Source organism: Bacillus sp. (in: firmicutes), from assembly GCA_017656295.1.
Lineage (GTDB): Bacteria > Bacillota > Bacilli > Bacillales > JACDOC01 > JACDOC01.
In genome coordinates this window covers 20841-47725 of record JACDOC010000018.1, presented here as the reverse complement: position 1 = coordinate 47725, position 26885 = coordinate 20841, and the positions used below count along the sequence as shown (strand labels likewise).

General features: G+C 37.6%; 21 protein-coding genes and 2 pseudogenes. 4 read left to right on the top strand and 19 right to left on the bottom strand.

Annotated features, from left to right (window positions below; translation table 11 throughout):
• The first annotated feature begins 652 nt into the window (after positions 1-652).
• On the top strand, positions 653-1885 hold the full coding sequence (locus H0Z31_12665) for an MFS transporter (protein ID MBO8178295.1): 1233 nt from the start codon (positions 653-655) through the stop codon (positions 1883-1885).
• A 383-nt stretch (positions 1886-2268) separates the two neighbouring features.
• Here H0Z31_12665 and H0Z31_12660 read toward each other — a convergent pair whose 3' ends face one another.
• The 5 genes and pseudogenes from H0Z31_12660 to H0Z31_12640 all read right to left on the bottom strand — a co-directional run bounded on the left by H0Z31_12660 (position 2269) and on the right by H0Z31_12640 (position 5578).
• Positions 2269-2709, bottom strand: coding sequence for an SRPBCC domain-containing protein (locus H0Z31_12660; GenBank protein ID MBO8178294.1), 441 nt, complete (start codon positions 2707-2709; stop codon positions 2269-2271).
• A 409-nt stretch (positions 2710-3118) separates the two neighbouring features.
• Positions 3119-3679 carry a GNAT family N-acetyltransferase gene (locus H0Z31_12655; GenBank protein ID MBO8178293.1) on the bottom strand — a complete coding sequence of 187 codons (561 nt, stop codon included), beginning with the start codon at positions 3677-3679 and terminating at the stop codon, positions 3119-3121.
• Between the two features lie 260 nt (positions 3680-3939).
• The gene (locus H0Z31_12650; protein MBO8178292.1) at positions 3940-4221 is read right to left on the bottom strand and encodes a hypothetical protein; all 282 of its coding nucleotides are present in this window, start codon (positions 4219-4221) and stop codon (positions 3940-3942) included.
• 129 nt (positions 4222-4350) lie between these two features.
• Positions 4351-4813 (bottom strand): annotated as a pseudogene (locus tag H0Z31_12645) (GNAT family N-acetyltransferase).
• 51 nt (positions 4814-4864) lie between these two features.
• Positions 4865-5578, bottom strand: a complete 714-nt coding sequence (locus H0Z31_12640; GenBank protein MBO8178291.1) for a Type 1 glutamine amidotransferase-like domain-containing protein — start codon at positions 5576-5578, stop codon at positions 4865-4867.
• A 457-nt stretch (positions 5579-6035) separates the two neighbouring features.
• On the opposite strand from H0Z31_12640, the gene H0Z31_12635 reads away from it, so the two are divergent.
• Positions 6036-6383 carry a transposase gene (locus H0Z31_12635; GenBank protein ID MBO8178290.1) on the top strand — a complete coding sequence of 116 codons (348 nt, stop codon included), beginning with the start codon at positions 6036-6038 and terminating at the stop codon, positions 6381-6383.
• 385 nt (positions 6384-6768) lie between these two features.
• Positions 6769-7854, top strand: a complete 1086-nt coding sequence (locus tag H0Z31_12630) for an acyl-CoA desaturase (GenBank protein ID MBO8178289.1) — start codon at positions 6769-6771, stop codon at positions 7852-7854.
• A 642-nt stretch (positions 7855-8496) separates the two neighbouring features.
• Here H0Z31_12630 and H0Z31_12625 read toward each other — a convergent pair.
• From H0Z31_12625 to H0Z31_12580, 10 genes are all read right to left on the bottom strand, one after another.
• The gene (locus H0Z31_12625) at positions 8497-9951 is read right to left on the bottom strand and encodes a flavin monoamine oxidase family protein (protein ID MBO8178288.1); all 1455 of its coding nucleotides are present in this window, start codon (positions 9949-9951) and stop codon (positions 8497-8499) included.
• A 649-nt stretch (positions 9952-10600) separates the two neighbouring features.
• Positions 10601-11662 carry a PQQ-dependent sugar dehydrogenase gene (locus tag H0Z31_12620; protein ID MBO8178287.1) on the bottom strand — a complete coding sequence of 354 codons (1062 nt, stop codon included), beginning with the start codon at positions 11660-11662 and terminating at the stop codon, positions 10601-10603.
• Between the two features lie 512 nt (positions 11663-12174).
• The gene (locus H0Z31_12615; GenBank protein MBO8178286.1) at positions 12175-13992 is read right to left on the bottom strand and encodes an IucA/IucC family siderophore biosynthesis protein; all 1818 of its coding nucleotides are present in this window, start codon (positions 13990-13992) and stop codon (positions 12175-12177) included.
• Between the two features lie 134 nt (positions 13993-14126).
• Complete coding sequence (locus H0Z31_12610) at positions 14127-15428, bottom strand: lysine N(6)-hydroxylase/L-ornithine N(5)-oxygenase family protein (GenBank protein MBO8178285.1); 1302 nt, start codon at positions 15426-15428, stop codon at positions 14127-14129.
• Entirely contained in the window at positions 15398-16003 is a 606-nt protein-coding gene (locus tag H0Z31_12605; protein MBO8178284.1) for an acetyltransferase, read from the bottom strand. Before H0Z31_12605 ends, H0Z31_12610 begins: the two co-directional genes overlap by 31 nt.
• Entirely contained in the window at positions 15993-17795 is a 1803-nt protein-coding gene (locus tag H0Z31_12600) for an IucA/IucC family siderophore biosynthesis protein (protein MBO8178283.1), read from the bottom strand. The genes H0Z31_12605 and H0Z31_12600 overlap by 11 nt, the downstream gene beginning before the upstream one ends.
• A complete protein-coding gene (locus tag H0Z31_12595; GenBank protein MBO8178282.1) occupies positions 17773-19296 on the bottom strand; it encodes an aspartate aminotransferase family protein in 1524 nt (507 codons plus the stop codon). The genes H0Z31_12600 and H0Z31_12595 overlap by 23 nt, the downstream gene beginning before the upstream one ends.
• Before the next feature lie 11 nt (positions 19297-19307).
• Complete coding sequence (locus tag H0Z31_12590) at positions 19308-20672, bottom strand: aspartate aminotransferase family protein (GenBank protein ID MBO8178281.1); 1365 nt, start codon at positions 20670-20672, stop codon at positions 19308-19310.
• A 402-nt stretch (positions 20673-21074) separates the two neighbouring features.
• A complete protein-coding gene (locus tag H0Z31_12585) occupies positions 21075-21728 on the bottom strand; it encodes a TerC family protein (protein MBO8178280.1) in 654 nt (217 codons plus the stop codon).
• 476 nt (positions 21729-22204) lie between these two features.
• The gene (locus H0Z31_12580) at positions 22205-22363 is read right to left on the bottom strand and encodes a hypothetical protein (GenBank protein ID MBO8178279.1); all 159 of its coding nucleotides are present in this window, start codon (positions 22361-22363) and stop codon (positions 22205-22207) included.
• A 398-nt stretch (positions 22364-22761) separates the two neighbouring features.
• Here H0Z31_12580 and H0Z31_12575 point away from each other — a divergent pair, with 398 nt between their 5' ends.
• Positions 22762-22980 (top strand): hypothetical protein, encoded by a 219-nt coding sequence (locus H0Z31_12575; protein MBO8178278.1) that lies wholly within the window; start codon positions 22762-22764, stop codon positions 22978-22980.
• Between the two features lie 442 nt (positions 22981-23422).
• Here the strand turns inward: H0Z31_12575 and H0Z31_12570 are convergent, their stop codons facing one another.
• From H0Z31_12570 to H0Z31_12555, 4 genes and pseudogenes are all read right to left on the bottom strand, one after another.
• A complete protein-coding gene (locus H0Z31_12570) occupies positions 23423-23860 on the bottom strand; it encodes a GNAT family N-acetyltransferase (GenBank protein ID MBO8178277.1) in 438 nt (145 codons plus the stop codon).
• A 55-nt stretch (positions 23861-23915) separates the two neighbouring features.
• Positions 23916-24944, bottom strand: a pseudogene (locus H0Z31_12565) (IS1595 family transposase).
• Between the two features lie 113 nt (positions 24945-25057).
• Positions 25058-25333 (bottom strand): HU family DNA-binding protein, encoded by a 276-nt coding sequence (locus H0Z31_12560; GenBank protein MBO8178276.1) that lies wholly within the window; start codon positions 25331-25333, stop codon positions 25058-25060.
• A 68-nt stretch (positions 25334-25401) separates the two neighbouring features.
• Positions 25402-26745, bottom strand: a complete 1344-nt coding sequence (locus H0Z31_12555; protein ID MBO8178275.1) for a gluconate transporter — start codon at positions 26743-26745, stop codon at positions 25402-25404.
• Positions 26746-26885: the final 140 nt, after the last annotated feature.

Here is a 26885-nt window from a genome sequence, read left to right as displayed (position 1 = left end):
TCATTTTAAAAATGCCACTCGTTTTCCTTATCATCATCTTAAGTAACCAAAAGAATTTCATCCATCCTATACGCTAAAAATTTTTTACATTTTTGTGAAATATTTAAAGATGTTAACAAACGCTCGCATTCTTCATCATAAACCCTACTCCTCTGCTCATTACCATTTAGGGTATTTCCGCTCCTCGTACGATTTCGTTTTCATTCAGCCTAATGTGCAGAATCTATTTCAAACCTGTTTTCGAATCATCTACGATCCTTATTTTTAAGCCAATGTCACTTAATACAAAATTTATATTTGTTTCTTTGTGTATTTTTTAATGTCCATTCCCCTTTACCCATTGAATGGTTAAAGTTGTGCCTTGGGATCCATTTTTGTTTTTCATCTGGCTAAAATATACTTTTACGAAGCTGTTTCAATTTCGCTTCAAGCGTTTTACTTTATCTTATATTCTCTCTGCAACGCCATAAGTAGTTCCAAAAACAAGGATTTCTTATGTGAATATTTCTGTTTAAAAGATAAAATGGTAACAGTTGACAATCTGTTTCCAATCACAGATAATTGATTTGGTAATAGGAACATATATTCGCTCGTTTGTCGAGACTAGAATTTATGTTGTTTTTACATATTAAAAATTAGAGAGGTCATTCTGATGTCATCAACAAACACAAATCCTTCTATGGTTTCACTATTACGTAATCGTTTCATCCAAACGATTATGACGGCTGGCTTGTTTATTCAGATTGGCATTTGGGTACGTAACTTTGCGATTCTATTGTTTGTTACGGAGAAAACAAATGGGGATCCGCTTGCCGTCTCACTTATATCAGTAGCCGAATTTGCACCGATTTTTATCTTCTCCTTTATTGGCGGTACGTTCGCCGACCGTTGGCGACCGAAACGAACGATGATCTGGTGCGACCTTTTGAGTGCTATATCGATTTTTGTCATATTAATGGCGCTCCTGTTTAGCACATGGAAGGCGGTTTTTCTCGCAACATTCGTCTCCGCCATCCTATCGCAGTTCTCTCAGCCTTCGGGGATGAAGCTGTTTAAAGTACACGTTTCGGGAGAACAGATGCAGGCGGGAATGTCCTTATTCCAGACAATGATGGCTATTTTCATGATCATTGGTCCGATATTAGGCACCTTCGTCTTTCAACAATTCGGTATCAACATCTCTATGGCGGTAGTAGGTATAGCATTTCTATTATCTGCTCTTGTACTGACCTTATTGCCTCCCGATCGGATAGAGAAGAAGGACCAAAGTGAGACATCGCTCTGGCATGAAATGAAGCTCGGCTTTCAATATGTGTGGTCGCGCAAGATTCTTGTGACTTTGGGAGGCGGCTTCATGGCTGCTGGGTTTGGGCTTGGATTAATCCACCCGTTGGCCATCTTTCTTGTAACAGAGCGTCTTGGTCTGGAAGAAGAATACTTGCAATGGCTGTTTGCAGCCCATGGAGCAGCGATGATCATCGGTGGCGCTTTAGCGATGGTATTTTCCAATCGGATTGCGCCGCACGTCCTGCTGATGCTGGGGATGGGAAGTATGGCTGCAGGAATTTTTGTTATGGGTTGGTCTACCATGTTCTGGCTGACCTTGTTGGCTGAATTTTTTATCGGTCTATTCATGCCTGCTCTCCATATCGGCATAAACACGATTATACTAAATAATACCGACGAAACGTTCGTAGGTCGTGTTAACGGAATATTAACCCCACTGTTCATGGGATCGATGGTGATTACGATGAGCTTGGCTGGTCTGTTGAAAAAACAATTCTCCCTTTTTACGATTTATCAGTCCTCTGCCGCAATCTTCATTATTGGCATTCTGGTGATGCTACCGATGTTTCAAATGCTTAAAACGGCTGAAGCCGAATAAATAACAATACTTATTGTAACTAACAAAACTTATTAGCTAGCTATACTGCGGCAGTACCTTAGATGAGGAAAAGTTGTTTTTTTGTCTAATGAATATAAAAAAGCTGTTTGAACATATTAGCTACAAATATGTTCAAACAGCTTATTTTTTTGGCATATTTTACTTTTTAAAATGGAAAACACAGCCAGTGAAGTGCCGATCTTTAAAAAATCTAACCCGCAATAAGTCGATTTTTCTCATTTAGATCAATGCTAGAACGAACGCAAAACTCATACCTTTCTCGTCTATCCATCGGTAAGCATCGTCTCAAGTATTCCTATTTAATCTCACCGCATTCCACCCGAATAATCTACTTTAAATACTCCTTCGTATGGTTTTATCTCTTAGCTAAGTTTCTCTGCTAGCACATCGAGCATTTTTGTCCAGGCATCCTTGGTACGGCCCGCGAAGTCCGCCCAGTCCGAATGCAACTCGTGGGTCAAGGTGAGCTCACTCCCATTCTTCAGCGGTACGATGTCGATCATCACACGTGAGCTTCCCTCTACGTCCGCCACCCCCCAGGTGAACACGAGACGGCGAGGCCGGTCCATCTTAAGATACTCCCCTACATGATCAATTTCCTGCCCTTGTCGACGCACAACGAAAGAAAACGATCCTCCTACGCGCGGGTCGAGGGAAATGCGCACCACTTCTTCATCACGGAGATCAGGTCCGAACATCCACTTGCCAATCATCTCAGGATCCAGCCAAGCGTCGAAAACTTTCTCAGGAGATACGCTAAATTGACGAGTGACCCTTACATTGACATTTGATTCAGTGTTCATACAAATCATCCTTTCTTTATTTAGGTTATGTCGTAATATTACAAGGATTATATTTTTTTGCTAGATAAAAAAGTTTGTTAATAATTTTCGTTTCATAGAAGGAAATAGACTCAGAAGCATACTTGGATGGTTCTTCATGAAAGCTAATCATGACGGAATGAGCGGCATCTTTAAACATATCAATTCACCGCAATAAAATTAAGTCCCCATACTATTTAGCAAAATATGTACATAAAATATGTCATTGTATTACACCTTCCTGTTGTTTAACATTGTAACAAAACTCAACAGTTTATGTTCTAATTGGTAGTTTGAATGAGCCAATTAACCACGAGTTGAATAATTTTCTTATTCAGCTAATGTCGCCCGTAGCTAACCATCAAACGAGCCTCACCACAGATGATAAAAGTTAACACGTTCTTTCATGGAAGTTGAATAAAGGATTATTCTTTTTAAACTCATCCCATTCCTCTCGAAGAATACCCATCCCAATGGAATCATAGTATTCGCCATTATAGTAGCGGCATTTTCTCATTCTCCCTTCTAATTGCATTCCTAATTTTTCCGCACATCTTATCATTCGTGGATTTCCAGACCAAGTCGTCAGCCCCACTCTCTCGATGGGTAGATTTTCAATGAGATAGTCAATCCATAAAGATAATGCTTCCGTTCCAAATCCACCATTCCAATGTTCAGGAGAATATATGACGATCCCAATTTCAAGCCATTGTGTACGCTTAACCTCCCAATAATAGCTAACCATGCCTATAATTTGACCTTGATATTCCATAATCATTTGGCTTGGTACATCCGTAACATTCATTTTTTCTTCCATTTTCTTAGAAAACTTTCCAAAGGTACAAAATTCAAGCGGATAATAAGGAGCATCATACTTTTTCCATTCTGGATTCTCCACACCATATATCAGGTTATACAGAATATGAAATGAGGAGCGTATTCGAGGGAGCAAGCATGTTTTGCAGAATTTTAAGCTTACTTATATGATACAAGTTCCCAAGTTTCATCATAAGGTTTCTTCGGTGCTTTCCACCTAATGCTAAATGTATAATCAACACCATCAATCTTTACTTTCATAATCAATATATCGCCATGAAGTATAAACTTACTCATTTCCATTTTTATATTTTATATGCCACCTACTTTCGTGTATTTACAGGAGAAAAAGAAATATTGCAACTACGGGCAGAATCTTTGAATAAGAATATTTTTTTATGGTTCACTAATCCCCATTGCCAATAGCAAAAGAAAAGTAATGGCCAAAACCGCTCCATTTCCTATCAAGCTGATAATTGGCAGAAAGAAACGTTTCGTCATCAACCACGAGAACACCGCGAATAAAATACCAATAATTGATATGATGCCATAAATTGTGATCACGAAATAAACATCAGCATTTGGACCTCTTTCAACATAGAAAATAATGATACTTATGATTACAGGCAACAAAGACGTGACACCTAATATATTTCCTACTTTTTTCTTGTCTAACACTATAAAATCCCCCCTTTTGTTGATAATAACTTTTTGAATCATAGCCACCCATGCCACATCTATACGGCACCATCAGAAGAATGAAAATATTAATTTTCAGGATAGCTTAATAAAAAACTATTGGATACACTAACTGATTTCATAAACTAACCATTCAGACAATTGACCTCCCATTTTGTTGTAAAGAGATTGAACAACTAAATTATCCTTTGCAGTTTCCCATGTCATGTAGGCAAAATCATTCTCTCTTATATAAGACAAGCACGTTTTAAAGAGTTTCTCACCTAGTTTTTGAACCTCTTGCTTCGGGTATAACAAACAAGTCATTTAAAATAGCCATTTTTTTCAACTGAAGAGTGCTAAAGGAGAAATACAGGGTTGCAAAACCCAATACTCTTCCATCTTGTTCTGCAATAAATTGTATTCCGCTAGAAGGGTTATCCAGCACATGTTGCATCAATCCTTTAAATGACTCTTCCGTTGGTTTAGGTCTTTTATAAAAATCCACAATGTATTGATACATTAAATTTAAAAGTTGCGGAATATCTTCTTGATTAGCTGTTCTGATAATCCCATCCCTTTTCCTCTCCATTGTATCTTTATATATAAAAGAATTTTACCAATTATTCAAACTTTCTGGGTACTAATTTCTCATTTCACCCAAAAAATTCGTCTGAAGCTCTTCCTCAATAACCTTCATATCCTTGTGATTTAAATAAACCTTATAAGCCTTTGCCTTTGGTCTAGAACTAACTATATTACTTATGTTTTGTTCTATATAATGGATAGCAACTCCATCATCCGCTGCAATACCAGCTTGTAAGTCTCCAGAATCAATTAGTTTATGATACGAAGGTCTTCTGTCTGACTCTCCATCATAATGCGGACAATTACTGCCCTTTAGAAATCCTAAGCATTTAATTGGTTCTAATCCTTCTCCAAATGAATCTGTGACGCCTTCCTCGAACCAACATATAGAACCAGCACTAATGCCAGCTAAAACAATCCCTTGGTTCCAAGCTTTTCTCAAAATATTATCTAACCCCCACTCTTTCCATAAAACTAATAAGTTTCTTGTATTTCCTCCACCAACATATATAATATCCTTCTCCAGTAAAAACCCCTCTAAATCCCTTGTTGGCGGTTTAAATAAAGATAAATGAGAAGGGTTACAATTTTGTTTATTAAAAAAGTTATAATACCTTGATATATAAATATCTGAATCCCCGCTAGCAGTAGGAATAAAACAAATCTTTGGAGTAGTTTTCTTTGCTTGTTTCAATATGTACAGATCTAATAACGGGTTATCCGGTTCCATTGAGAACCCTCCGCCGCCTAGAGCAATGATTTGTCGCATCTTATTACTTCCTTTCTAAAAAGAACTATTTTCCACACCAATAATTTCTACAAATAAAAATCAAATCCTTTTTCAACCATTCTCTATACATTCGATGGTCTTCATACTTATGGACCATCTTGCGAACCATTTCCTCGGCTTCCTTTCGAGTCAATCGTTTGTTAGAGGCTTTCAATGCATAATAGCAACATTTTCCGTATGGAGTTCGGACTTCCATACGAAAGTAACGACAATTGCTTGCACCTTCTTAAACACCTCTAATTTCTTTTCTGTACCACATTTCCGATAATTCTTATCTTCAACCCTTTCCCAAAGTTTTTTAGACAATCCGTGAGTTTTCAAAAATTTTTATAATGAAAAATAATTTTAATCACTGGTGTTAGTATAATTTCATGGACACATCTTAGTTAAGTTCTTGATAAATTTACAAGACTATAAAGTGAAAGGAAGTGTCCTTATGGGGAAAGTAGTGTCAAAATCATTTAATGACGATTTCAAGAGAACAGTTGTTGAACTTTATCACTCAGGTACTTTTGTTAAAAACTTAAGTAGCGAATATGACGTTTCTGAAGTAAGCATTTATAAATGGATTAAGAGATTTTCCCCTATGAACTTGGAAGATGAATCAACTGTCACACCAGATGATTATGCCAAGTTACAAAAACAACTACGTCGCTTACAAGAGGAGAATTTCGACACGTGCCTGGCACCCTTTAAAAAATATATTAGCGATCAGTATTATTTTTTTGTACCGGGCAGTGGTTCTAATTCCTTAAAGCATTTTTTAATGAATGTCATTATCTAACATCGCACGCAAACCATTTATACTAGCTAATGTTCGAACTATTTTTTTCAAACATTCGACTTCGCTTTTATCTACGTTTATTATTTTCATACATCCCATTTAAAATTTTTACTATTTTCAGCCGCAAACAATTCATATTTTCACACGTTTTATCCCATATATTGGTTAGTTCCTCATCTCAGAAAGAGAAAGGAATTGATACTAGATAATATTACCAAGTAATAAAAAAGTTTGACAGGATAAACTTACAGGTGTTACGATAAAAACGAACGATTTGGTTTGAAAATTCTTAATATTTTTCGTGTGTGATTTCGCGCCTCTCATTACGGAGTAGTGCATCCATTCCGTAAGAATGGTCGGTATATTTGAAAGGAGATCTATTTGAATGAAAGAATTTTATACGTTCGGTTGGTATGCGTCGAAAATTTCGCCGCACTTGCCGAAGGAAGTGTTTCAGCCCGTTCCTTCTCGTTTGTTTGGTGGTCTTGTCTACCTCATCATTGCGATCAGTGGACTCTTTGTCATTTCCTTGATGAATCTTCATCCATTGTGGAATTTCCTCATTTCTCTCGTACTTGGTTTTTGTTTTGCGTCACTAGGGTTTTTAGGTCACGAAATTTTACACGGTACGGTCGTTCGTCGTCCGTGGTTGCGCGATTTCTTTGGAGCCATTGCATTTTGGCCATTATGCACAGGTCCGAAGTTGTGGCGAAAGTGGCACAACGTCAATCATCATGTGTATACCCAACATGAGGAATTGGACCCTGATGCATGGCCGAGTTTAGAAAAGTTAGCGAAAAGTCGTTTATTGCACTGGGTATATCGAATTCCGCTTGTGATTCGCGCGTTCTTTGCCTTTAGTGCATTGACGATCACATTTACGCTTCATTCCATTCGGATGCTGTTTTATTTTTTCAAAGATTTTGAGCCGAAAAATCGTCAAGTCGTGTTTTGGCAGTTTCTATTGCCTTGGGCGACGTGGATTAGCTTGTTGTTTGTCATCGGATTTGGAAAGTGGTTCTTTGCCTTTTTCTTGCCGCTCTTGATTGGAAACTTCATCGTCATGAGTTACATTTCGACCAATCATCGTTTAAATCCATTAGTACCGGTCAACGATCCGCTTGCAAACAGCCTTTCGGTTACCGTTCCGAAATGGGTCGATGTCTTGCATTTTAACTTTTCGTATCACACCGAGCATCATATATTTCCAACGATGAGTTCAAAATATTATCCGCTCGTGAAAGAACATCTCAAAAAAATGTGGCCGGATCGCTATCATGAAATGCCGATGAGAAAAGCGCTCATTGCACTTTGGAAGACGCCGCGTGTGTATTATCAGCAGCACGAACTCATCGAACCGCGCCAAGGGCACGCATACGGCACACTCGGAAACGGACTAAATCCAACCTTCATTAAATATCGGAAGGTGGATGACGTGCCAGACACCGCCCGAAGTTTGTCAAAAGATTGATAGGATAAAAAAGAAGGAGAGCTCGTCATTGTAAGAAGTGAACGGCTCTCCTTTTTTGCTTGTATAGAATTTGTAATAGCAACTATTTAAGTTCAAATTGGAAAACCGACATAAGTAAAAAATTTAAGCTGCGGTCTGAAATACTATTATGTTATTGGTTACAAGACAAATGATTGCATGAAAACCTTGTTAATAAAAAAAGGGTGACCTAAATTTCACTAAAAAATATTGGTCAACCTTAAGTATCTAATTCTTAAACGAAAGCACCCTTTGGTTTAAGAAATTATGATTTATTTTTTCTTTTTTTAGATACAAAATAGATTATTAAAGCTATTAATGAATAAAAAAAGTAACGTAAATCAATCTTTACGCAACCTTCACAACCTGTAAAATAATCATAAATTAAAAAAACAAGGAAAAATATAGGAAGGACTATAAAGATAAAATCAATTTTTATATTTAATTTTCTCAACGCCTTGATATTCAATTTTTTTCTTATGCTAACGGCACCACTAAATGGAAAGATGAACTACCGATAATCCATAATTATGTTGATCATGCCAATAATTGTAAGTTTTAGTTTTGTGCAAAACAGGTAAAAGTATATTAAAGGGTAATGTTTCTACACTATTATCCTCTTTTTTATAAGTGACTAGGACTGAAGAAAGTTCTTGGTAAGTTATTGACTTCATGTGCAACATGTATTCCGGATTCGATTGCACCTTGGATCCAAGCGTGGGTAGATGAGGCATGTTCGCCTGCAAAATGAACTCTTCCTTCGGGAGTGGAAATATAAGGAGATAGTTCCATTGCCTGATATGGTTTAAACATCGTAAAAGCTCCACCAGAATATGGATCTCGAATCCAACTGTGGGACGCTCCTGTTTCAAACTCACGATACACCTGTTTACCATGGATGGTAGCCAAGTTTTTTAATGCATATTCGAAGCGATCTTCATCGGACAAACTGTCCCAAGGTACAGCATCATCCTCCCATGTATAACTAGCCAAAACAACACCCGGTCCTGGTTTACCGAGGCCATAGCTCGGGTAATGAGTAAGCGTAATAGGGAGATCAGAAGCTGTTTTTCCACCATACATCCCTTCCCTTTCCCAGAACCTGCTCTTAAATTGGATACCGATCTTCGTAGAGCCCACATAGTGAAGTTCTCGAATCGCCTTCCATTTTTCGTGAGAAAAAGAGTTAACTGGTTCAACCTCCACAAATTGTAAGACTGAAAAAGGAATAGTTATAATCGCAAGATCACCGGTGATTTGAAATGGCTCGAAAATTTTATTGACAGCATGAATGGTTACTTGGTTGTTGTGCTGTACAATTTTCTTCACCTTTTGTCCGAACAGAATATTATCTTTCAATTGAGGGAGAAAAGCTTTAGGAAGTAGGTCGTTACCGCCCGTGATCTCATAGAAGCGAATATTAGGGGCAAACAAAACCAATAGTTCACGTAACAGTTCCAGGAAAGAAAGCTCAGGAAATCCTTCTATTGTAAGAAGTACTTTGAGTAGATCGACGGCCCCCGGAGATAACGATACTCCAAACGGGTTATCTTTCAAAAAAGCTTCCATCGAGTATTGATTCAATTGTTTTACCACCACAGGCCAATTTTTCCGTGGGTTTTGGTTAATAAAATCTGTCACGGGTTTTATTGCTGATTGAAGCAACTCCGTAGCGGTTTTCCCTCTTTCATGTGGGGCTACCAAAAAGCCAAAAATATCAGGGTTCTGTTCATATGTCTTTAAACGAGCTTTTTTTCCTCTTAAATAGATAATGTCGTTAGGAGTCGAATTGATAAACTCGTTAACCGGAAGTTGGAATTTTTTTATATATTCCAAAGTAAAGAAATGATTATTTGGAATACGCATCGCACCAGCTTCAAGAAACTGCCCATCCCTAAAATCGGCTCGCAGCGTATAGACCCGTCCTCCCACCCTTCCGGAAGCTTCAAGAATTGTAACATGGTGTCCAGCTTGCTTAAGTAAAGAGGCCGAGACGAGTCCTGCCATACCTGCACCAACAATGATGATCTTCTTGGGAATTTCGGTTTTTTTAAGTCCATTTCTGATGATCGAATTCATTTGATTAGGTGAAACTCAGGATATATATATAACTTGACATTCTTTTCCTCCTAAACAATGTTTATCAGACCCTGAGCTATAAAAAGAAGGCTTATCGCCATCTTATTCAGTTAGATAGTACAGTTATGCATTTTGAGTGCTTCCCAACTCATAAAATTTAATACATTTACCTTCAAATAAATTTAATCTCCTTTATATCCTCATCTATTTAAATGATTAACTTCGACTAAATTGCCCCGGTTAAAAAAATTGCTTTGAAGAATTACCCTCTTTTATTTAAGAATCTGGCCCAAAAGTAAAAAAGGCGCGTTCCTACAGAAATGCGCCCGATTGTTGAACAAGAATGTTTTTACATCAACCATGCCTGAATATCGCTTTCGACACGTGCCTAGTACCCTTTACCTTAGTCTCCCTATTTACTGAACTTTACACTAGTTTGGTGTAGGATGCAGTAATCAATTACGTATTTAGAATCCAATTATAAATACTTACTTCAGAAACACCATATTCGCTATCAAAATTCGATACACGGTTCTACATTGAGTGATGGGTATGTTACCCTAAAATGCCTTGCGAAATCAGTAATTGAGGTTTAAAAAATAAAGTTCAAAACACTTCTTTTGCATCAACCTAAATTACTAAAATTGCATCAAAAAGCTTTCCGTAGTGGAATTTTGATCAATTTGTCATCATGAACGGTTGGCGTCCCTCTTCCATCCGTGTTGTTTGTGACAAAATATAAATGATCTCCCAATATGAATACATCCCGCACGCGACCTACGTTGGAAACAATTTGTTTATATGTTTTATTTCTTAAATCGAATGCTAAAATCCCTTCCCCTCGGAGCTGTGCAACATACAATATCCTTTGATGATAGGCAATTCCAGATGGCGCCCATGTATCATCCCCCGAATGGAACAAAGGTGCGATCATCCCCTCTCTTGTCTCATCTCCCTGAATAATAGGCCAGCCATAGTTTCCTTTCGGCTTAATTAGATTGATTTCATCATGTCCGATTGAGCCATGATCAGAGCTATAAAGCTGACCCGTTTCATCCCATGCCAAGCCTTGTGGGTTGCGGTGTCCATAGCTATAGACAAGGGAGTTGGCATAAGGATTATCGTCCGGTATGGTACCATCAAGATTCATGCGTAAAATTTTTCCGTTAAGAGATGTCCTGTCTTGGGCAATCATCGGTACTGTCGCATCTCCAGTTGTGACGTACAATTTTTTGTTAGGTCCGATTTTTATTCTTCCACCATGATGAAGGTCACCGCTTGGAATGTGATCAAGCAAAACTTTTTCCTCAAACCATTCATTATTCTTTTCTCGTATTTCTACAACTCGATTAAATCGCCCGCTTTCATCCTCATATGTATAGTAAAGAAAGGCGGTATTCCTTTTCTCAGGATGAAGCACAAAACCTAATACACCAGCTTCAGCTGCTGTTGAAAGCTTCTTTTCTAAATGTAGATTCTGTCTAATTTTTTTATTGCCTGTAATTTTTACTATTGAGCCAGTCCGCTCTGAAATATAAAAAGATGAACCATCCCAGTCGATCGCCCATGGCACACTTAAATCTTGCGCGATGATTTCCATATTACTGTTGTTATTTACCTGTAGTTCCTCTTGAAGATCTTCTTGTTGTTCATTTGAACAGCCTATTAAAAGAATAATGATGCTGATCATGATGAGAGGATATTTTTTCATCAACTTTTCCCTCCCGATGAGAATAAATTCTCCAGCTTTTGTCCGCCTGCTGGACGATTTATGCTGCTAATCATCTGCATCGAACTTAGAAGCTGAAATAAATTTTGCAAAAAAAGTAAAACTGCACTTACCTGAAATGATTGATTTATCACCTTCTACAGCCGCTTAATTGTTCAAAATAAGCATTCACAGGTTTATTCAATTATTAATCTAAAAGTTCTGTCAATTTGCATCAAGAAAAAAATTGGTTTTAAAAAAATTAACCCTTCAGTTCACTCATGTTACTTTTGAGCGAATAGGAAAGGTACAAATCATAAACAAGATGAACAGACTTCAAAAACTATGATACGGAAATTTTAACAATTATATATATATGTAAAATAGACAGTTATATTACTGCTTAGCTCAAACCGTCAACTTTATGGAAAGGATCATATAAAAATCTCCTCTAGCTTTACTTCTAGAGGAGTTCGCATAAGTATTTGTAAAGGAATTACACACTCTAATTTCTTTTATCGCTCAACTGAGTTTATTTCTTGAACGGCTACTTGATTAAGGGCATTAGTGACGGTTCCATATTCGCTCGCATGTGGACGGTCATCTCCGTCTTCATAACCGTAATCAAACATACGATTTCGATTGAGCGTAAGCTTCGTGAAGGTCGGACGCAATAAATCAAATAGCTTGAACCGCTCTTGTAAATGAGAAAATCTTCGTTGGTAAGAAAGAATTTCCTCTCGAATAATACTCCAGAAACGATATTCAGAGAAATGTTCGTTTTCCTGAAGAATATTGCTTAAATAACGGAAGTGGCAAATGAATAATCCGGTTAAAATGAATTGAGTTAACCCTTCAGGAGGCTCACTGCGTAAAACTTTTTTCAACTCAGGCGTTAAAATTTTTAGTTCTGGAAGTGGCTGGTCACTAATATTTACATCATCTACAAAATCTTTCATAATGATGCGTTCTGGCTTGTAGTCTCTTAGCACAAGCACTGTATTTTGGCCATGCGGTGAAAATACAGTACCGTACTGATATAAGTAATGAAGAAGCGGTGGCAAAATCGCTTTTGCGAGTTTTTGAACCCACTGTTCGACAGTGAGACCTGATTTGTGAATTAATTTTGACACAAACGGCGTTCCTTCATGATCGACATGTAACAATGCCGCATGTGTTATAGCATGTTCATTTTCTTTTAATTTATTATAAACGCTCTCCCTCCAAACAACACCTAGCATTTCAAGATATTGGTATGGAGCTCCCTGTAGCTTCTCGAAAGTCCGATGGTTGACATTGATCGTCGCTACTTCACCTAATAAACCAAGACGGCATTCTTCCCTTAAAAACGAATCGTTTTCCAGTATGTTTTTTATAAAGGTTGTTACTTTAGGTGCAATGACCGTTCGCTCGCTTGGTAATCCACGGTATACGAGCGTATTTAATATGCTCATCGGGAGCTTAACATGGTATTTCTTCTTATTTGTTACATTCACGAATGTGCGAATCGACTGTTGAGGAAGATACTCATCTTCCCCTTCACCTAGAGGAATGATCTCATTTCTTGCAATTTCTGCTGCAAACATGGAAACAATGATATTGTTCCATTGCCAAGCATGAATCGGCATAAAATAATAATCCTTTTCTTGTATTCCCCTTGCCTCTAATTTTTTTACAAAGCGTTGACGTATTTTTTCATCAAGCTCTTGTTCCATGACATGGTTATATGACAATCCTTCAACTGAATGGAACGTGGCGATGTTTTTATGAACGGCAATCCAAGAAAGCTGCACCTTTCTCTTTTGTTCAGGCGCATACATTACATAATCATCATAATCAAAACCGATGCGGCCTTTATTATATGTAATCCACGGATGTCCAGTCATTTCCCCTTCCAGTTCAGCATAATCTAATTCAATCAGCTCATTTGTCGTTTTTGATTTTTCTATTAAGTGAGTGTCCGCTACTAGGGTATGTAAATATTCTTTTATTAAATGTCCTGCAGTTGAGCTTGACATGTTTCCTTCTTCCTGGATGCTAAGTAAAAGAGAAAGAGACAACGGTATATATTTTGCTTCAGTTGTTATTATTTCAATGCTCTCTGGTATTACGTAGAAACTATCAAACAATCGGGGCTTTGCTTGAAAACGATATACTGTTTTCTTTTTATCTATCCATTCGTAAGTTTGAACGTCTCCTGATTCACTAAGAAGGTTTGGAGTGATAATTTCTTCATACATGAACTCTTGAAGCATTTTCGCTAACAGCTTTTGATCGGCGTCGTTCCAAGCTTTCTCTGTTAACATGTGTAGAGGTGTTTCACAAATTCCCATCATGTTCAACTCCCTTTTTATTTTTGATTTAATAGATTTAAATAAAATGGAAACGAATGCATACTTCCTTCCAATAAATTAACTATGTGATTCTTCAAACTGTATTTCCGAAATGCATCATCTATTTTTTCGCCCTATACACCAAACTGTTGAAATACATTGGTTTCATATGTTTGATATATTTTTTTTCCTACTATTTGATTGATAATGGTCGCATTTCGAAACGCTCCGAGTCCTAAATCAGGGGCTCCCACGCCGTGCGTGTGAAGCTCTCCGTTTTGAATAAATAAATGGTTTTGACTTTCGGTTTTTAACTTCACTCTATAATCCTCTTGAATGACAAGCTGGCCTGATTCATCCCACTCGACGATATTCATCATTCCTTTTAAACAATTAGGGATATAAGGCTGATAACCTGTTGCTAAAATGACTACATCACTTTCTATGTTTATCCCTTTTTCCTGTTCGTGCTGATACAGAGATAAATAATATCGATTGTTCCATTCTTCAATGGACACCAGTTCAGTCAATGCCTGCAGATGAACGTTCGGTGTTTTGTTACCAACGGTTCGCTCATACAATAAATCATAAATATTAGCAATCGTGGAAAAGCTGATTCCTTTGTACAGTAAAGACTGATTGCTTAAGACGGCTTTTTTCTTTTGTTGCGGCAATTGATAAAAGTAACGTGTATAATCAGGCGAGAAATGTTCCAACCCAAGCTTTGAATACTCCATCGGATAAAATCCTTTGGACCTTGTGTACCATGACAATTGATAATCATGATCCGGTTGTTTTAATAATAGGTCATGAAAAATTTCGGCTGCACTCTGTCCCGAACCGATGACTGTAATCGAGCTCGCTTTTAGGATGTTTTCCCGCTTGTACAAATACTGTGAAGAATGAAATACTTGGTCACCAAGCAATGATTGAAAATTCTCGTGAACATACGGTCTCGTTCCTACTCCTAATACAACATGATTGGCCTGATAAATTTTTTGTTTCTTTTCGTTATTGGAGTATACGGTAACACGAAAATACCCTTCATCTGTTTGCTCAATATTCTGCACTTCGACCCCGAACTGAAGCTGTGGGAGCTGCCGGGCAATCCATTGGCAATAATGATTGTATTCTGTTCGTGGAATATGAAATTTTTCAAAAAAGTAAAATCGATATAATCTCTTGTGTTCATGTAAGTAATTTAAAAAACTATAATGACTTGTCGGATCTACCATGGTTACAGCATCGGCCATAAACGGCACTTGCAAGGTTGTTCCTTCCAAAAGCATTCCTGGATGCCACTCAAAGCATGGTTTTTTATCAAAAAATAGTGACTGGCATTCCGTCTTATCAAGCAATGCTGCTAATCCTAGATTAAAAGGACCGATTCCCACTCCAATCACGTCTAAAATTGGTTCATTTGCCAATCTGTCCACCTTCTTTCAAATACCTTCCGCTCGCATACCATTAATAACCCTGTTTTGTCAGGCAATTGGACCTCCTTTACAGGTTGAAAACCGCATTTTTTGAATACATGAATCATTTTTTCGTTTCGAATATCCGGTTCTGCAATGATTTTTTTTGTTTCTGGTATTTGTAGTTTTTTGTATAAAATTGTCATCATCAACGGATAGATGAAACCTTTTCCTAGAAACTCTTTCGGTCCGATCAGTAAATGAATGCCTTGATCATATTCATCAAACTCATAATAGTTACCGATAATATCACCCTTCACCCAGTATGACTCCCAATAACTCATCGGTACACCATCCAGTTCACCAATCAAGAGAGTTTGATGATCATCCTGTAAAAACTTTTGTAAATGATCAGCATAATCTGCAAGTGAAATGTTTAACTTCCAAAAAGGGATGACATGTTCTTCGTGCATCCATGAGTGAAGCCGTTTTAAATCTTCTTTCATATTTACTTGACGAAATGTAATCGTCTTTTTGATAATAGGATCGTATCGCTCAAAAGGATAATCTTGTTTGATGAAAACTTTAGACTTCATACAACTCACCTACAGTCAAAGCCAATGGATTGTTTACATTTACGTAAACAGATTGAGTCTCAAGCGGTCCGACAAGCTCATCCATATCGTGCAATCTTGTCAGTAAGTTGGCCTTGCATGGCAACTTTTTTTCATTTAATAAAGAATCCAATAAGTTCGTATGATCACCTAAATTCTTTTTGAGGTCTTTCAGTTCTTCTTTCAGCAATAATAATAATCGCTTTTCATTGATCAATTGATTGACTCCGAATGCATTAATCAAACCGAACAAGTGGTTGAAAAAGACATAATAACGGAATCGTTCCTCTGCGATAGAGTCAGCACATATCGTATCGCTTTTTTCATTTAATGATGGAACGAGCTGTTTTAATTTTTGAGCCTTTGATTCCATAAAATAATAGCCTTGGTTATCACGATAATAAAAGGTTGATGGATAGCCTTGTTCATCGAGTTTTATCACAGAATTTTGCTGGTGTGCTTCCAGAGCGATCCCATAAACTGCGTATAACCAGTAAAGCGGCCTTAAACTCACTTGCAAATAGCGAGTAAACCACTGTTCACTTGCCTTGCTGGTTGAAATGTCCTCCCTGCTCGCTATTTCAGAAATGATATTTGCTAAATGGGAAGCGCCCCCCGTTATATGATCTTGACAAAGTGCGGCAAGCAACGTCGTGCGTGTATCCTTGCCCTTTTGAAACGGATTTTCACGGATCACCACTTCAAACCCTGTTTCTTCTGTTTCAAGCTTTAAGTTTATGAAAGCAGGGTCTTGAATGATATGAAATGCCGGATGGTGCGCTGCCAGTTGTTCACGAAGCTCATTTTGCAGTAGACGGCTCACTTCAACACCGCGATCCAGCTCTTTCCGCTTATTTACGCGCAACGAATTGGTGATTTTCACCGGAATCGAAAATTTGTACATAAATCGTGCTTCCGGATGATACACCGTCCGAACGGAAGATGTCGGATAAAATTTTCGGCCTTGCGGTCCTAAATAGGCAAGCTTTCCTTTTTGAATTTGATGGCACACATCTTCTCGTCCCAACAGCTTTCTCGCTTGCAGCGGATGAACAGGGATCAATGAAAAACCATCGTCCTGGCAATATCTTTCTTTAAATGATTGAGCAACGAAAGGGTCATTCATTAACTCTTCTTTTATAAGTATCGAAGCCTTTTGGGACAAAATAGAGTCTTCCTCTACAATATCGTTTGCTGCACGGAAATAATGAAGCTGAAAAGCCCCTTTCCTCTCTGGCGCAAAAATATGTTCTTCATCTTCATCAATTCCTTGACGGCTTTTTGGCGTCGGATGCAGTTGATGTCCGATTAACAAGGATTGTTCTGATTGAAGAAACGTTTTTTCCGTCTGATAGCATTCTTCTAAGCTATCGAATCGCTCTGATATAATTCTTTTCATATTTTGATAGCTTAAAATTGTCCGAATCATAAGCTCCTCCGTTTGAATGGGCTTATTGGATGTGAGAGAGAATTCTTTTTGCATGAAAGTAATTAATGTAATGAAATCAAGTTGTTTCACATGATCATTCTTCATTTGATAATACATAAAAGGTGAAAACAGATGACGTTCTGTTACAGATTTATATCGAACGGGAATGTATAATGTAACAGACAGATGATGAAACGGAATGACTAATACATGCTCAATCTCTTTTTCTTCTATTAGAATAGGAACCTCATTTGGAAGCTTCCACTCCCCTTTTCCTGTTTCTTTCACATAACAATTAATCAAATTTTGTATGGTAAGATGATTAGTAATAAACGGAATATTCATACCTATTCGCTCCTTGCTCTTTCTCTATTTTTTCCCCAGCTTGCTTGATTCGTTCAATGTGCATCTTCATCTTGCTGATTGTATTGAGAGGATTGAGCATTGTAAATTTCAAGTACACTTTTCCGTCTTGCCTTGTTTTTGCCATAATTAGTTCACCGCTTTGGTAGAAAGCACGTTGAAGCTCAAGATTGATTTTGTCAACATACGATGGGTCTTCCCGATGTTGTGATGGAATGTAACGGAATAATACAGCATTGATTTTTGGTTCATTTAGTACCTCGAAACGAGAATCGTTCTTTAGCAGTTTGGCTGTTTCTTTCGCAAGATTAATCGTGTAATCGACCATCTCTCCAAACAAATGAGTCCCCATCAACTTAAAAGTGAACAAAAGTTTTAAGGCATCGAACCGTTTGGTTGTTTGAACACTTTTTTCCACAAGGTTGATGATACCGTTATTCTGATCTTCTTTAGGATTCAAGTAATCTGCAAAGTAAGCAATTTGCTTAAAGTCCTGTTTATGTTTTACAAAAAATGCTCCGCAGCTAATGGTTTGATAGTAAAGTTTATGAAAATCGATCGTAATCGAATCGGCTAAGTGTAAATCGCTGACCAAGTGCCGATATTGATGGGAAAATAACAGGGCTCCTCCGTAAGCGGCATCGACGTGCAGCCATAATTGTTCTTCATTCGCTAAATTTGCTATATCTTTTAGACCATCGATACTTCCAAAATCTGTTGTCCCTGCTGTTGCCACGATCATAAATGGAAGGAATCCTTGTCGCCGAAGCTGGACAATCTTATTCCTGGCATCATTTATACACAGTTGATGCTTGTCATTTGTCGCAACTTTTACGACCGCATTCATTCCCAATCCAAGCTGTGCCGCCGATTGTTGGACCGTGAAATGAGCATGCTCCGAGCAAAGAATTCGTAATCTTTTCGCCTCAATCGGAAGACCTTCCTCCTGAACGTTAACCGAAAAGTTTGTTTGGCAAGCTTTATTTCTAGCGAGCAGCAATCCCATATAATTGGATTGAGTTCCTCCACTTGTAAAGATCCCATCCGAATCATGAGAATAACCAATCTGCTTGGTGAAGAATTTGATCAGTTCCGTTTCAACATAAGTAGCAGCAGGGCTTTGATCCCATGAATCCATGGATTGGTTGAGTGCATTGATTACTACCTCCGCAGCTATTGACGGAAGTAAAGGTGGGCAATGAAGGTGCGCCATAGATGATGGGTGAGAAATCCATAAAGAATTTCTCACAATGACATTTCGAATCTCTTCCAGCACAACATCCATCTTCTGAGCGACAGTTGAGAAATTAAACATCTCTTTTACTTTTGACTCAATCTCTTGACGAGAAGCTCCCGAAAAAGGTTTATTAATCCTCATTGTTTCATTCTCAATTACCGTAACAACCGAATCCATAAGTGCACGGTATGTTTTTATACTTTCACCACTAGGATGAAGAAACCAATGAGCAAAGTTTGTATTCATATGTTCACCTTCTAACGCAATCCAAATTGGGATTCGGCGCTTATTATCGCTTGATAGAAACGGTCCAACACTTCATCAATTTGCTCTTGTGTGATGATTAATGGCGGCAGTAGACGAATGACGCTGCTAAAACGCCCTCCAACTTCTAAAATAACCCCTCGTTTAAAGCATTCTTGTTGAATGTTTTTAGCTAGCTCAGGATAAGCCGGATAACTACCAATTTGGTTTGGCTGCCTCATTGGATTAATGATTTCTACACCAATCATGAGCCCTCTCCCTCTTACATCACCAATTGAATGAACTTGATTTTGAATGGATGTTAATTCCTTGATTATGTAAGATCCCATATTATGTGCGTACTCCGGCAGTTGATTCTCCTTCACAAACCGTATTGTGGCTCGACCGGCAGCCATCGCCATTTGATTTCCTCTGAATGTTCCGATATGGGCCCCAGGTTCCCATTTATCAAGACGACGGTCGTAAAGCACAACGGAGAGCGGTAGACTTCCTCCGATTGCTTTTGAAAGAACAAGAACATCAGGCTCGATTCCAGCATGCTCAAATGCAAACATTTTTCCTGTTCGGCCGATGCCAGTTTGTACTTCATCAATAATAAGTGGAATGTTTCGTTCTTTTGTGATGCGGCGAAGCTCTTTTAACCATTCTATTGGAGCGGGGATTGAACCACCCTCACCCTGTACCACCTCTACAATGACACCCGCCGGAGTGACAATTCCGCTTTCCGGGTCATCTAGTAAATTCTCAATGTACGTACTGCTAATACGGTGTCCATCTTTTCCAATCCCGAACGGACAACGGTATTCATATGGATATGGAAGAAAATGCGTATCTGGTACAAGTGCATGAATTTTCTTTTTCGGATCAGTAGTCCCGCTAACACTCAAGGTGCCATGTGTGGAACCATGATATCCCCCATGAAACGACAGAATCGCTCTGTTGCCAGTTGCCGTTTTGACTAGCTTTAAGGCAGCTTCTATTGCGTCACCGCCTGTTGGCCCGCAAAATTGGATTTTTGCTTTTTCCGCAAATGAACGTGGTAAAGAAGCAAATAATTCATCAATAAAGGCCTCTTTAACTGGCGTTGTCAAATCAAGTGTATGTAATGGCAAATAAGACTTTAATACTTCTTCAATCGCTTCACGGACAACCGCGTGATTATGACCTAACGCAAGTGTACCTGCTCCCGCTAAACAATCTATATATTGCTTGTCATCCATGTCTGTAACATAAACTCCTTCTGCTCTTTTAATAGCAAGAGGCAATCTTCTTGGATAGGATCGTGCATTTGATTCCCTTTGTGCTTGAATAGATAATAATGCTTCATTACTTGGATGAGTATAAATGGTTGCTTCCATAGTTAAACACTCCTCTTTTGAAAATCATATCTTTTGTTAATTGATAATGATTTTCATTTTCGTTATACATTAACAGGATAAATGATAATGATTATCAAAATCAATACAAAAAAATAAAATAAGAACATTTACCTAAATGAGGATAGGAAATAAATTCTAGATATACAGCGATACCGATTTGAAGTATCCCATTCTATTGCCAAAAAATGGATGATTATTCAACTATATGGTCCTAAAAACAAAACAAGACGCCTTCCAAAAGGAAAGCGTCCAATCTTTCAATAAGAAAAGGATTACCACTAATTTTGAAATGTATGCACTTTTTTGTCTAAGGATAAATCGAAAACCTTTTTTCATTTCCACTAAACATTCCCATCCGTTCGTTTAATCTTCGTACAGGCTTCAATCATTTTTTTTACTTCTTTTCAAGTACCCAATTCCTACTACAATAATTACTAATGCAATTGGTAATCCAACATGGATAATTTGTTTTAAGTTTGGAGCTATAGAATGGAGAAATTCATCTACTTTTTGATCTCCAACAATCATTTCACCTGCAGTATAAGCTAATAGACCAGCGCCCGCATAAATAATAATAGGAAAATTTTCCATAACTCTTAATATGAGTTGACTTCCCCAAATAATGATTGGAATAGAAATTAAAATACCAATTAAGATTGGTAGGAACCCGTGTGCAACACCCGCTAATGCCAAAACGTTATCTAGTGACATAACCGCATCTGCAATAATAATTGTTTTAACTGCTGATGCCACCGTGGTCCCCCCAGCTTTGTGTTCTTTTTCTTTTCCGGCGAGTAAATTATAAGCAATTCGAACAAGCAAAATTCCGCCAATTGCAGAAATCAACGGAATTCTCAATAACCAAACAATAATGGCTGCGAAAATTAATCTCAAAACAATCGCACCGAATGTTCCCCAAAAGATCGCTTTTTTTTGATGTTCTGCAGGTACATTTCTAGCAGCTAATGCAATTACAACTGCATTATCTCCGCTAAGAATGAGATCAACCATAATAACTTTCATGAGTGTTGACATATCAAGTCCTAAGAATTCCACTTTTATCCTCCTGACAAATGATTGTTATGATGTCATCTTAAGTGTTGACCTCACTAGTGTTCATCCATCCCAAATATTTTAAACGGTTTGTATGATTTGTATGATTGCTATTACCTTAAAAGCCCTGGGCCATACCATACTTTTGTTTACAAATAACAAAGGCGATGCCCGTTCATTAAGCATCGCACCTGTTCGTCGATTAACCCGAGAAAAAGATGATGCCTCCGACAGGATTCAAACATGCACTCCTTTCGTATGTAAAGGCTAGGAGAGATTACGCCCCCCACAGTATTAACCTACAGGAGTTTCACCTGTCTCAACTTATTTGCTTTTCGGTACTTCAAATATCCTTCCTCGCGACCCGGTTCTACAAACATTTAAGGCCTCTTTCCTTTTTTAGATATCTTTTAAAACTTTTTTCATTTATAACAGCAGGTTTTATGACTAGGAGTTTTTTATTTATTTTTTCTTTGTTGGTCCTTTATGTACTCGTTTCTTTCCATTCCATCTGATAATTCTTCTGAAAACTCATGCTCTGTTTCGACTTCAGAAATTTTAAATTCAGCTGCAGATAAGTTGTTGTTTGGTGAACTTTCTTTGTTCCATTTACTCATAAGAGACATTCTCCTTTTTATATATAGTATGCATAAGTGGTAATATTTCATTCTCTTTAATATATAGGTGTCAATTTACGGAGTTTTGGTACTTATTTAAAGAAAACTCCGATGGAATCTTGTGTTAATCACTTTAAAGATGACATTTTACGGATACTTAGATGGATAAAAGGGAAAATAAAAAATGACCTTACCTATACCATTTACACAAAAAGAACAATAAAAGCAGTTGATCACAGACACTCATATGAAGGCCAAAATAAACCTTTCCCAACTAGCTCTATACCTTAAAAGTTTTGGTTCGTTGGGCTATGCATTCCCCCCTATATCAAACATTTGACTATAGTTATGCTACGAATTCTATAAAAAAGTATTTTAAAAAAAGGAGATGTATTTAAGTGGAAGAAAGTAAGTCAAAATCGATGTTTCGTCACGAACCAATAGAAAGTTCAGATGGAAAACCAACGTACAATATCTTCAAAGGTAATCAATTGATTGCTGAAGTTCGTGGAACAAATCCTGCTTCTCAATCGATTATTCCTATGAGAGAACTAAATGAGTATGAAGAAAGCAAACTACATGAATATATAGGTAATTTAAAGGAGCAGGTTGAATAAAAACTGACTCCGTTTTTTTGGTGTTTTCTTATAAATTGTTGCTAAAATGAAAACAATGTATTTACTACTTCTTTGATGAATAAACAAAAAATTTATTTGCGACGATAACAGAAATCAAAATTGTAAATGACTGAAAAATGATATCTCTAATATACATTTTCGTTTCCCCTCATGCGTATTTCTATCTTTATAGTCTCCTCATTGTTTTTTTCAACAGAATAAAAGCTTATAGAAAAAGCCGCGAATGTGGCTCGCGGCTTTTTCTTATTTATTCAGCTCGTTTCAATGGAAATCATTGAAGGTATTTTTACATGACCCTTTTTATAATAAGGCTCTGTTAATGTTTAATGTTGATTTTTCGATAAAATGTTGGGAAACCATTTTTATTGGTTCCCCAATTCTCAAAAACCTGCCTATTAGCTGTTAAATAAAGATAGTTGTTTTAAATGGGCATACTCATTGTAAAGGTTCTAATTTTGAATCCCAATTTTTCATACAGTTTAATGGCTTGATTTCCTGCATATACACTTAAACGAACCTCTGAATATCCATCTTGTTTAAGATGTTCGATACCAGTCTCCATCAATCGTTTTGAAATTCCATTTCCTCTAAATTCTTCTAACACAAACAATTCATAAATAAATCCATATATCTTTTCAGTAAATTGGTCTTTACTTGTTCCTATAAGAATCCAACCCATTAGAATATCACCTTCAGTTGCTATTAAATAATAGCTTCCTTTCTGCAATAATGGTTCAATAAGTTGTTTGACTTTTTCATCTGACGGTTTTGCCTCGCCTAATGTACCATCGAATAATGCTTGTGGTGAAAGTGATAAAATCTTTTTATATTCCGAATCGTTTGGTTTCCTTATTTCCATAAATTGAGTTCTCCTCTCCCAATATTTTTAAGCCGATTGCCCGTTAATGACTTTTTTAAGCACTGAACTTAGATAGACGTAAACTATCATAAGTTTCTGTCATTTCCAAATACAGATGATGTAAGCAGAAGCTCTTTTATATGTTGCTTGGTATTTTCGTTACTGCGACTATCTACAAACAAGAACCAAGCAAGGTAATTATCAAGATATTTGGTAGCGACACCTTTAAAACGGTCAATCCACTTCTTCATCCGAGAATGAAAACTGTTGACATTTTGAATGTGATATAAGCCTTTTATCACGTGCTTTTCACCATCGGATTTGATTCGGTAATGCTCTAATCCTTTTTCTTTTGCATAGGTTTTGTATGCTCTCCAAGTATCGGTAACAAGCACATTGTCAGACGATAGTTTAGAACCAATGATATTTTCAACTTTGGTTTTCACAATACGCCCCATACAAGATACTTTGGAGACGGTTGCTTTTGTACGGTCTCTTGCAACAAGAACACATACTTGTTCATGGCGGATTCCTCTATGTTTAGACTTACCGCCACGCTTACGAGGTTTACGTTCCGTAATGCCACGTTGCCCTTTTTGTGAATATAAGAAATAGGTTTCGTCAACTTCAACGATACCTTCAAAATGGTCAAAATCCATTTTTTTATGGCAGACAGCAGTTTATGTCTCCAGTAAAAAAGCGTAACCCAAGTAACCCCTACGATTTCAGCCGATTTTCGAAGGGAGTAGCCTTTGAACATACAGTCAACAAATATAATCCATTCGTCACCTTTTCGGGTGCGATAAAGAACAGTGTTAGTCGTATCCGTAAAGGTTTTAAGGCAACTTTTACAACGATACCGTTGACGACTCTTGACTTTTCCGAATCGAACAACGTGTTCAGATGTACAATGGGGACACTCGAAACCATCTTTAAAACGGGTTTCCCGCATTTCGTTAATTAATCGACCACCAACGGAAGAGGTGGGGTCAACATAACGATTTAACCATTGATAAACTTGTTCCTTTTTAGTATGGGGTAACTTGTCGATGTACTTTAATAGGTTACTGAACGCTTTGTCCATCATTTACACTCCCGAACCTTTGTTCTAATTGCAATTAAAGCAAGAACTTGGTTGGGTTTCAAATTTCAACAATGTTCTTTAACAGAGCCTATAATAAAAACTCAAGACTATACCTAGTTATTTACCGTCTCTTTTAATTGTTTACCTGGCTTAAACGCAGGAACCTTACTTGCCGGAATTTCAATTACTTCCCCAGTTTGAGGATTTCGACCCGTACGAGCAGCACGTTCACGAACTTCAAAATTTCCAAAACCAATTAGCTGTACTTTATCCCCATTTGCTAATGAGTTTTGAATAACTTCAAATACTGCATCTACTGCTTTCGTTGCATCTTTCTTTATTAACCCTGCTTTTTCTGCTACGGCTTCAATTAATTGAGTTTTATTCACTGGCTATTCCTCCTACCTAATCTACTATAACGGTCTATTACTTCTGGGTAATTAATTATGCATACAAACTATGAAATAAACCAACTAAGAACCAATACGACCGCAAAACCGACAATAGCAATAATTGTTTCCATAATCGTCCATGACTTTAGCGTGTCTTTTACATCTAAGCCGAAATAACGGTTGACAAGCCAAAATCCAGAATCATTCACATGGGAAAGGATTGTTGCACCAGCCGCAATAGCGATAACGATCAAACCTAGCACTGGTCCAGTAAGGCCAAGCGTTTCAATCAAAGGAGCAATCAAACCGGCAGACGTTACCATCGCTACTGTAGCTGAACCTTGTGACACGCGAACAATTGCTGCAATTAAAAATGCCAATAAAACTGGCGGCAGTGAAGAAGAAGCCATCATATCTCCTAACACGTTCCCAACGCCAGAATCAATTAAAATTTGCTTGAACACGCCGCCTGCCCCTGTTACGAGAATAATAATTCCAGCAGGCTCCAATGCTTTTGTCGCAATACCTTGAATTTCTTGTTTCGTGAACCCTCTTTTTTGCCCCAACAGGTAAAAAGCAAGTAGTGTTGCGATCGTTAAAGCGACAAATGGATGCCCTAAGAATGTAAAGAAAGAACGCAATCCGCTTTTTTCTGGAAGGACAACACCAGAAACCGTATTAGCTAAAATTAACACTAAAGGAATGAAAATAATGCTAGCAATGAGTCCGAAGCTCGGAAGATCTTTATCAAATTTTTTCTCCTCGATTTCCATATAATCTGGTATCGTCGCATGGATTTTTTTCGCAATATATTTCCCAAACATTGGACCTGCTAGAATCATAGCTGGAATACCAGCAATAAATCCGAATAAAATAACCCAACCAAGGTCAGCACCAATTAACTCGGCGACAGCGATGGGCCCAGGTGTTGGCGGGATAAAACTATGTGTAACTGCTAAGCCAGCTAACAGCGGAATTCCGTAGTAAAGAAGAGACCGGCCTGTTTTCTTTGCCAATCCATAAACAATCGGAACAAGAATAATAAAACCAACATCAAAAAATACAGGAATCGCAACGATAAATCCAGTAATACCAAGCGCCCATTGTGCTTTATTTTCACCGAATTTTTTTATGAGCGTTTGCGCCAGCCGCTCTGCACCGCCTGATACTTCCAACATTTGTCCGAACATCGCTCCTAAACCAACAACAACGGCAACAAAACCAAGGGTACCACCCATTCCGTTTTGAATAGATTCAATGACCCCTTTTAATGGCATACCAGCTGCAACACCTACGAGCAAACTTACTAATAACAAGGCAACAAATGCATGTAATTTAGAACGTATGATGAGAAATAAAAGTAAGCTAATTCCAGCGATCACGATTAAAATTAAAGCAGATCCAGACATAACTTTAACTCCCCCATTCCCTTAAATGATTATTTATTTTATGATTTTCAAACTCATTTCTGCATACAGCAATCACTTGTCCACAACATGCCTTCATTTAAAGAGCGATATTGCATCATGATTGATAGTAATCTGGTATA

Excerpts from the sequence above, each read along its gene's own strand:
- H0Z31_12665 (MBO8178295.1), top strand. The coding sequence starts at position 653 with ATGTCATCAACAAACACAAATCCTTCTATGGTTTCACTATTACGTAAT.
- H0Z31_12660 (MBO8178294.1), bottom strand. The coding sequence starts at position 2,709 with ATGAACACTGAATCAAATGTCAATGTAAGGGTCACTCGTCAATTTAGC.
- H0Z31_12640 (MBO8178291.1), bottom strand. The coding sequence starts at position 5,578 with ATGCGACAAATCATTGCTCTAGGCGGCGGAGGGTTCTCAATGGAACCG.
- H0Z31_12635 (MBO8178290.1), top strand. The coding sequence starts at position 6,036 with ATGGGGAAAGTAGTGTCAAAATCATTTAATGACGATTTCAAGAGAACA.
- H0Z31_12630 (MBO8178289.1), top strand. The coding sequence starts at position 6,769 with ATGAAAGAATTTTATACGTTCGGTTGGTATGCGTCGAAAATTTCGCCG.
- H0Z31_12625 (MBO8178288.1), bottom strand. The coding sequence starts at position 9,951 with ATGAATTCGATCATCAGAAATGGACTTAAAAAAACCGAAATTCCCAAG.
- H0Z31_12620 (MBO8178287.1), bottom strand. The coding sequence starts at position 11,662 with ATGAAAAAATATCCTCTCATCATGATCAGCATCATTATTCTTTTAATA.
- H0Z31_12615 (MBO8178286.1), bottom strand. The coding sequence starts at position 13,992 with ATGGGAATTTGTGAAACACCTCTACACATGTTAACAGAGAAAGCTTGG.
- H0Z31_12605 (MBO8178284.1), bottom strand. The coding sequence starts at position 16,003 with ATGAAGTCTAAAGTTTTCATCAAACAAGATTATCCTTTTGAGCGATAC.
- H0Z31_12600 (MBO8178283.1), bottom strand. The coding sequence starts at position 17,795 with ATGAATATTCCGTTTATTACTAATCATCTTACCATACAAAATTTGATT.
- H0Z31_12595 (MBO8178282.1), bottom strand. The coding sequence starts at position 19,296 with ATGAATACAAACTTTGCTCATTGGTTTCTTCATCCTAGTGGTGAAAGT.
- H0Z31_12590 (MBO8178281.1), bottom strand. The coding sequence starts at position 20,672 with ATGGAAGCAACCATTTATACTCATCCAAGTAATGAAGCATTATTATCT.
- H0Z31_12585 (MBO8178280.1), bottom strand. The coding sequence starts at position 21,728 with ATGTCAACACTCATGAAAGTTATTATGGTTGATCTCATTCTTAGCGGA.
- H0Z31_12580 (MBO8178279.1), bottom strand. The coding sequence starts at position 22,363 with ATGAGTAAATGGAACAAAGAAAGTTCACCAAACAACAACTTATCTGCA.
- H0Z31_12570 (MBO8178277.1), bottom strand. The coding sequence starts at position 23,860 with ATGGAAATAAGGAAACCAAACGATTCGGAATATAAAAAGATTTTATCA.
- H0Z31_12555 (MBO8178275.1), bottom strand. The coding sequence starts at position 26,745 with ATGTCTGGATCTGCTTTAATTTTAATCGTGATCGCTGGAATTAGCTTA.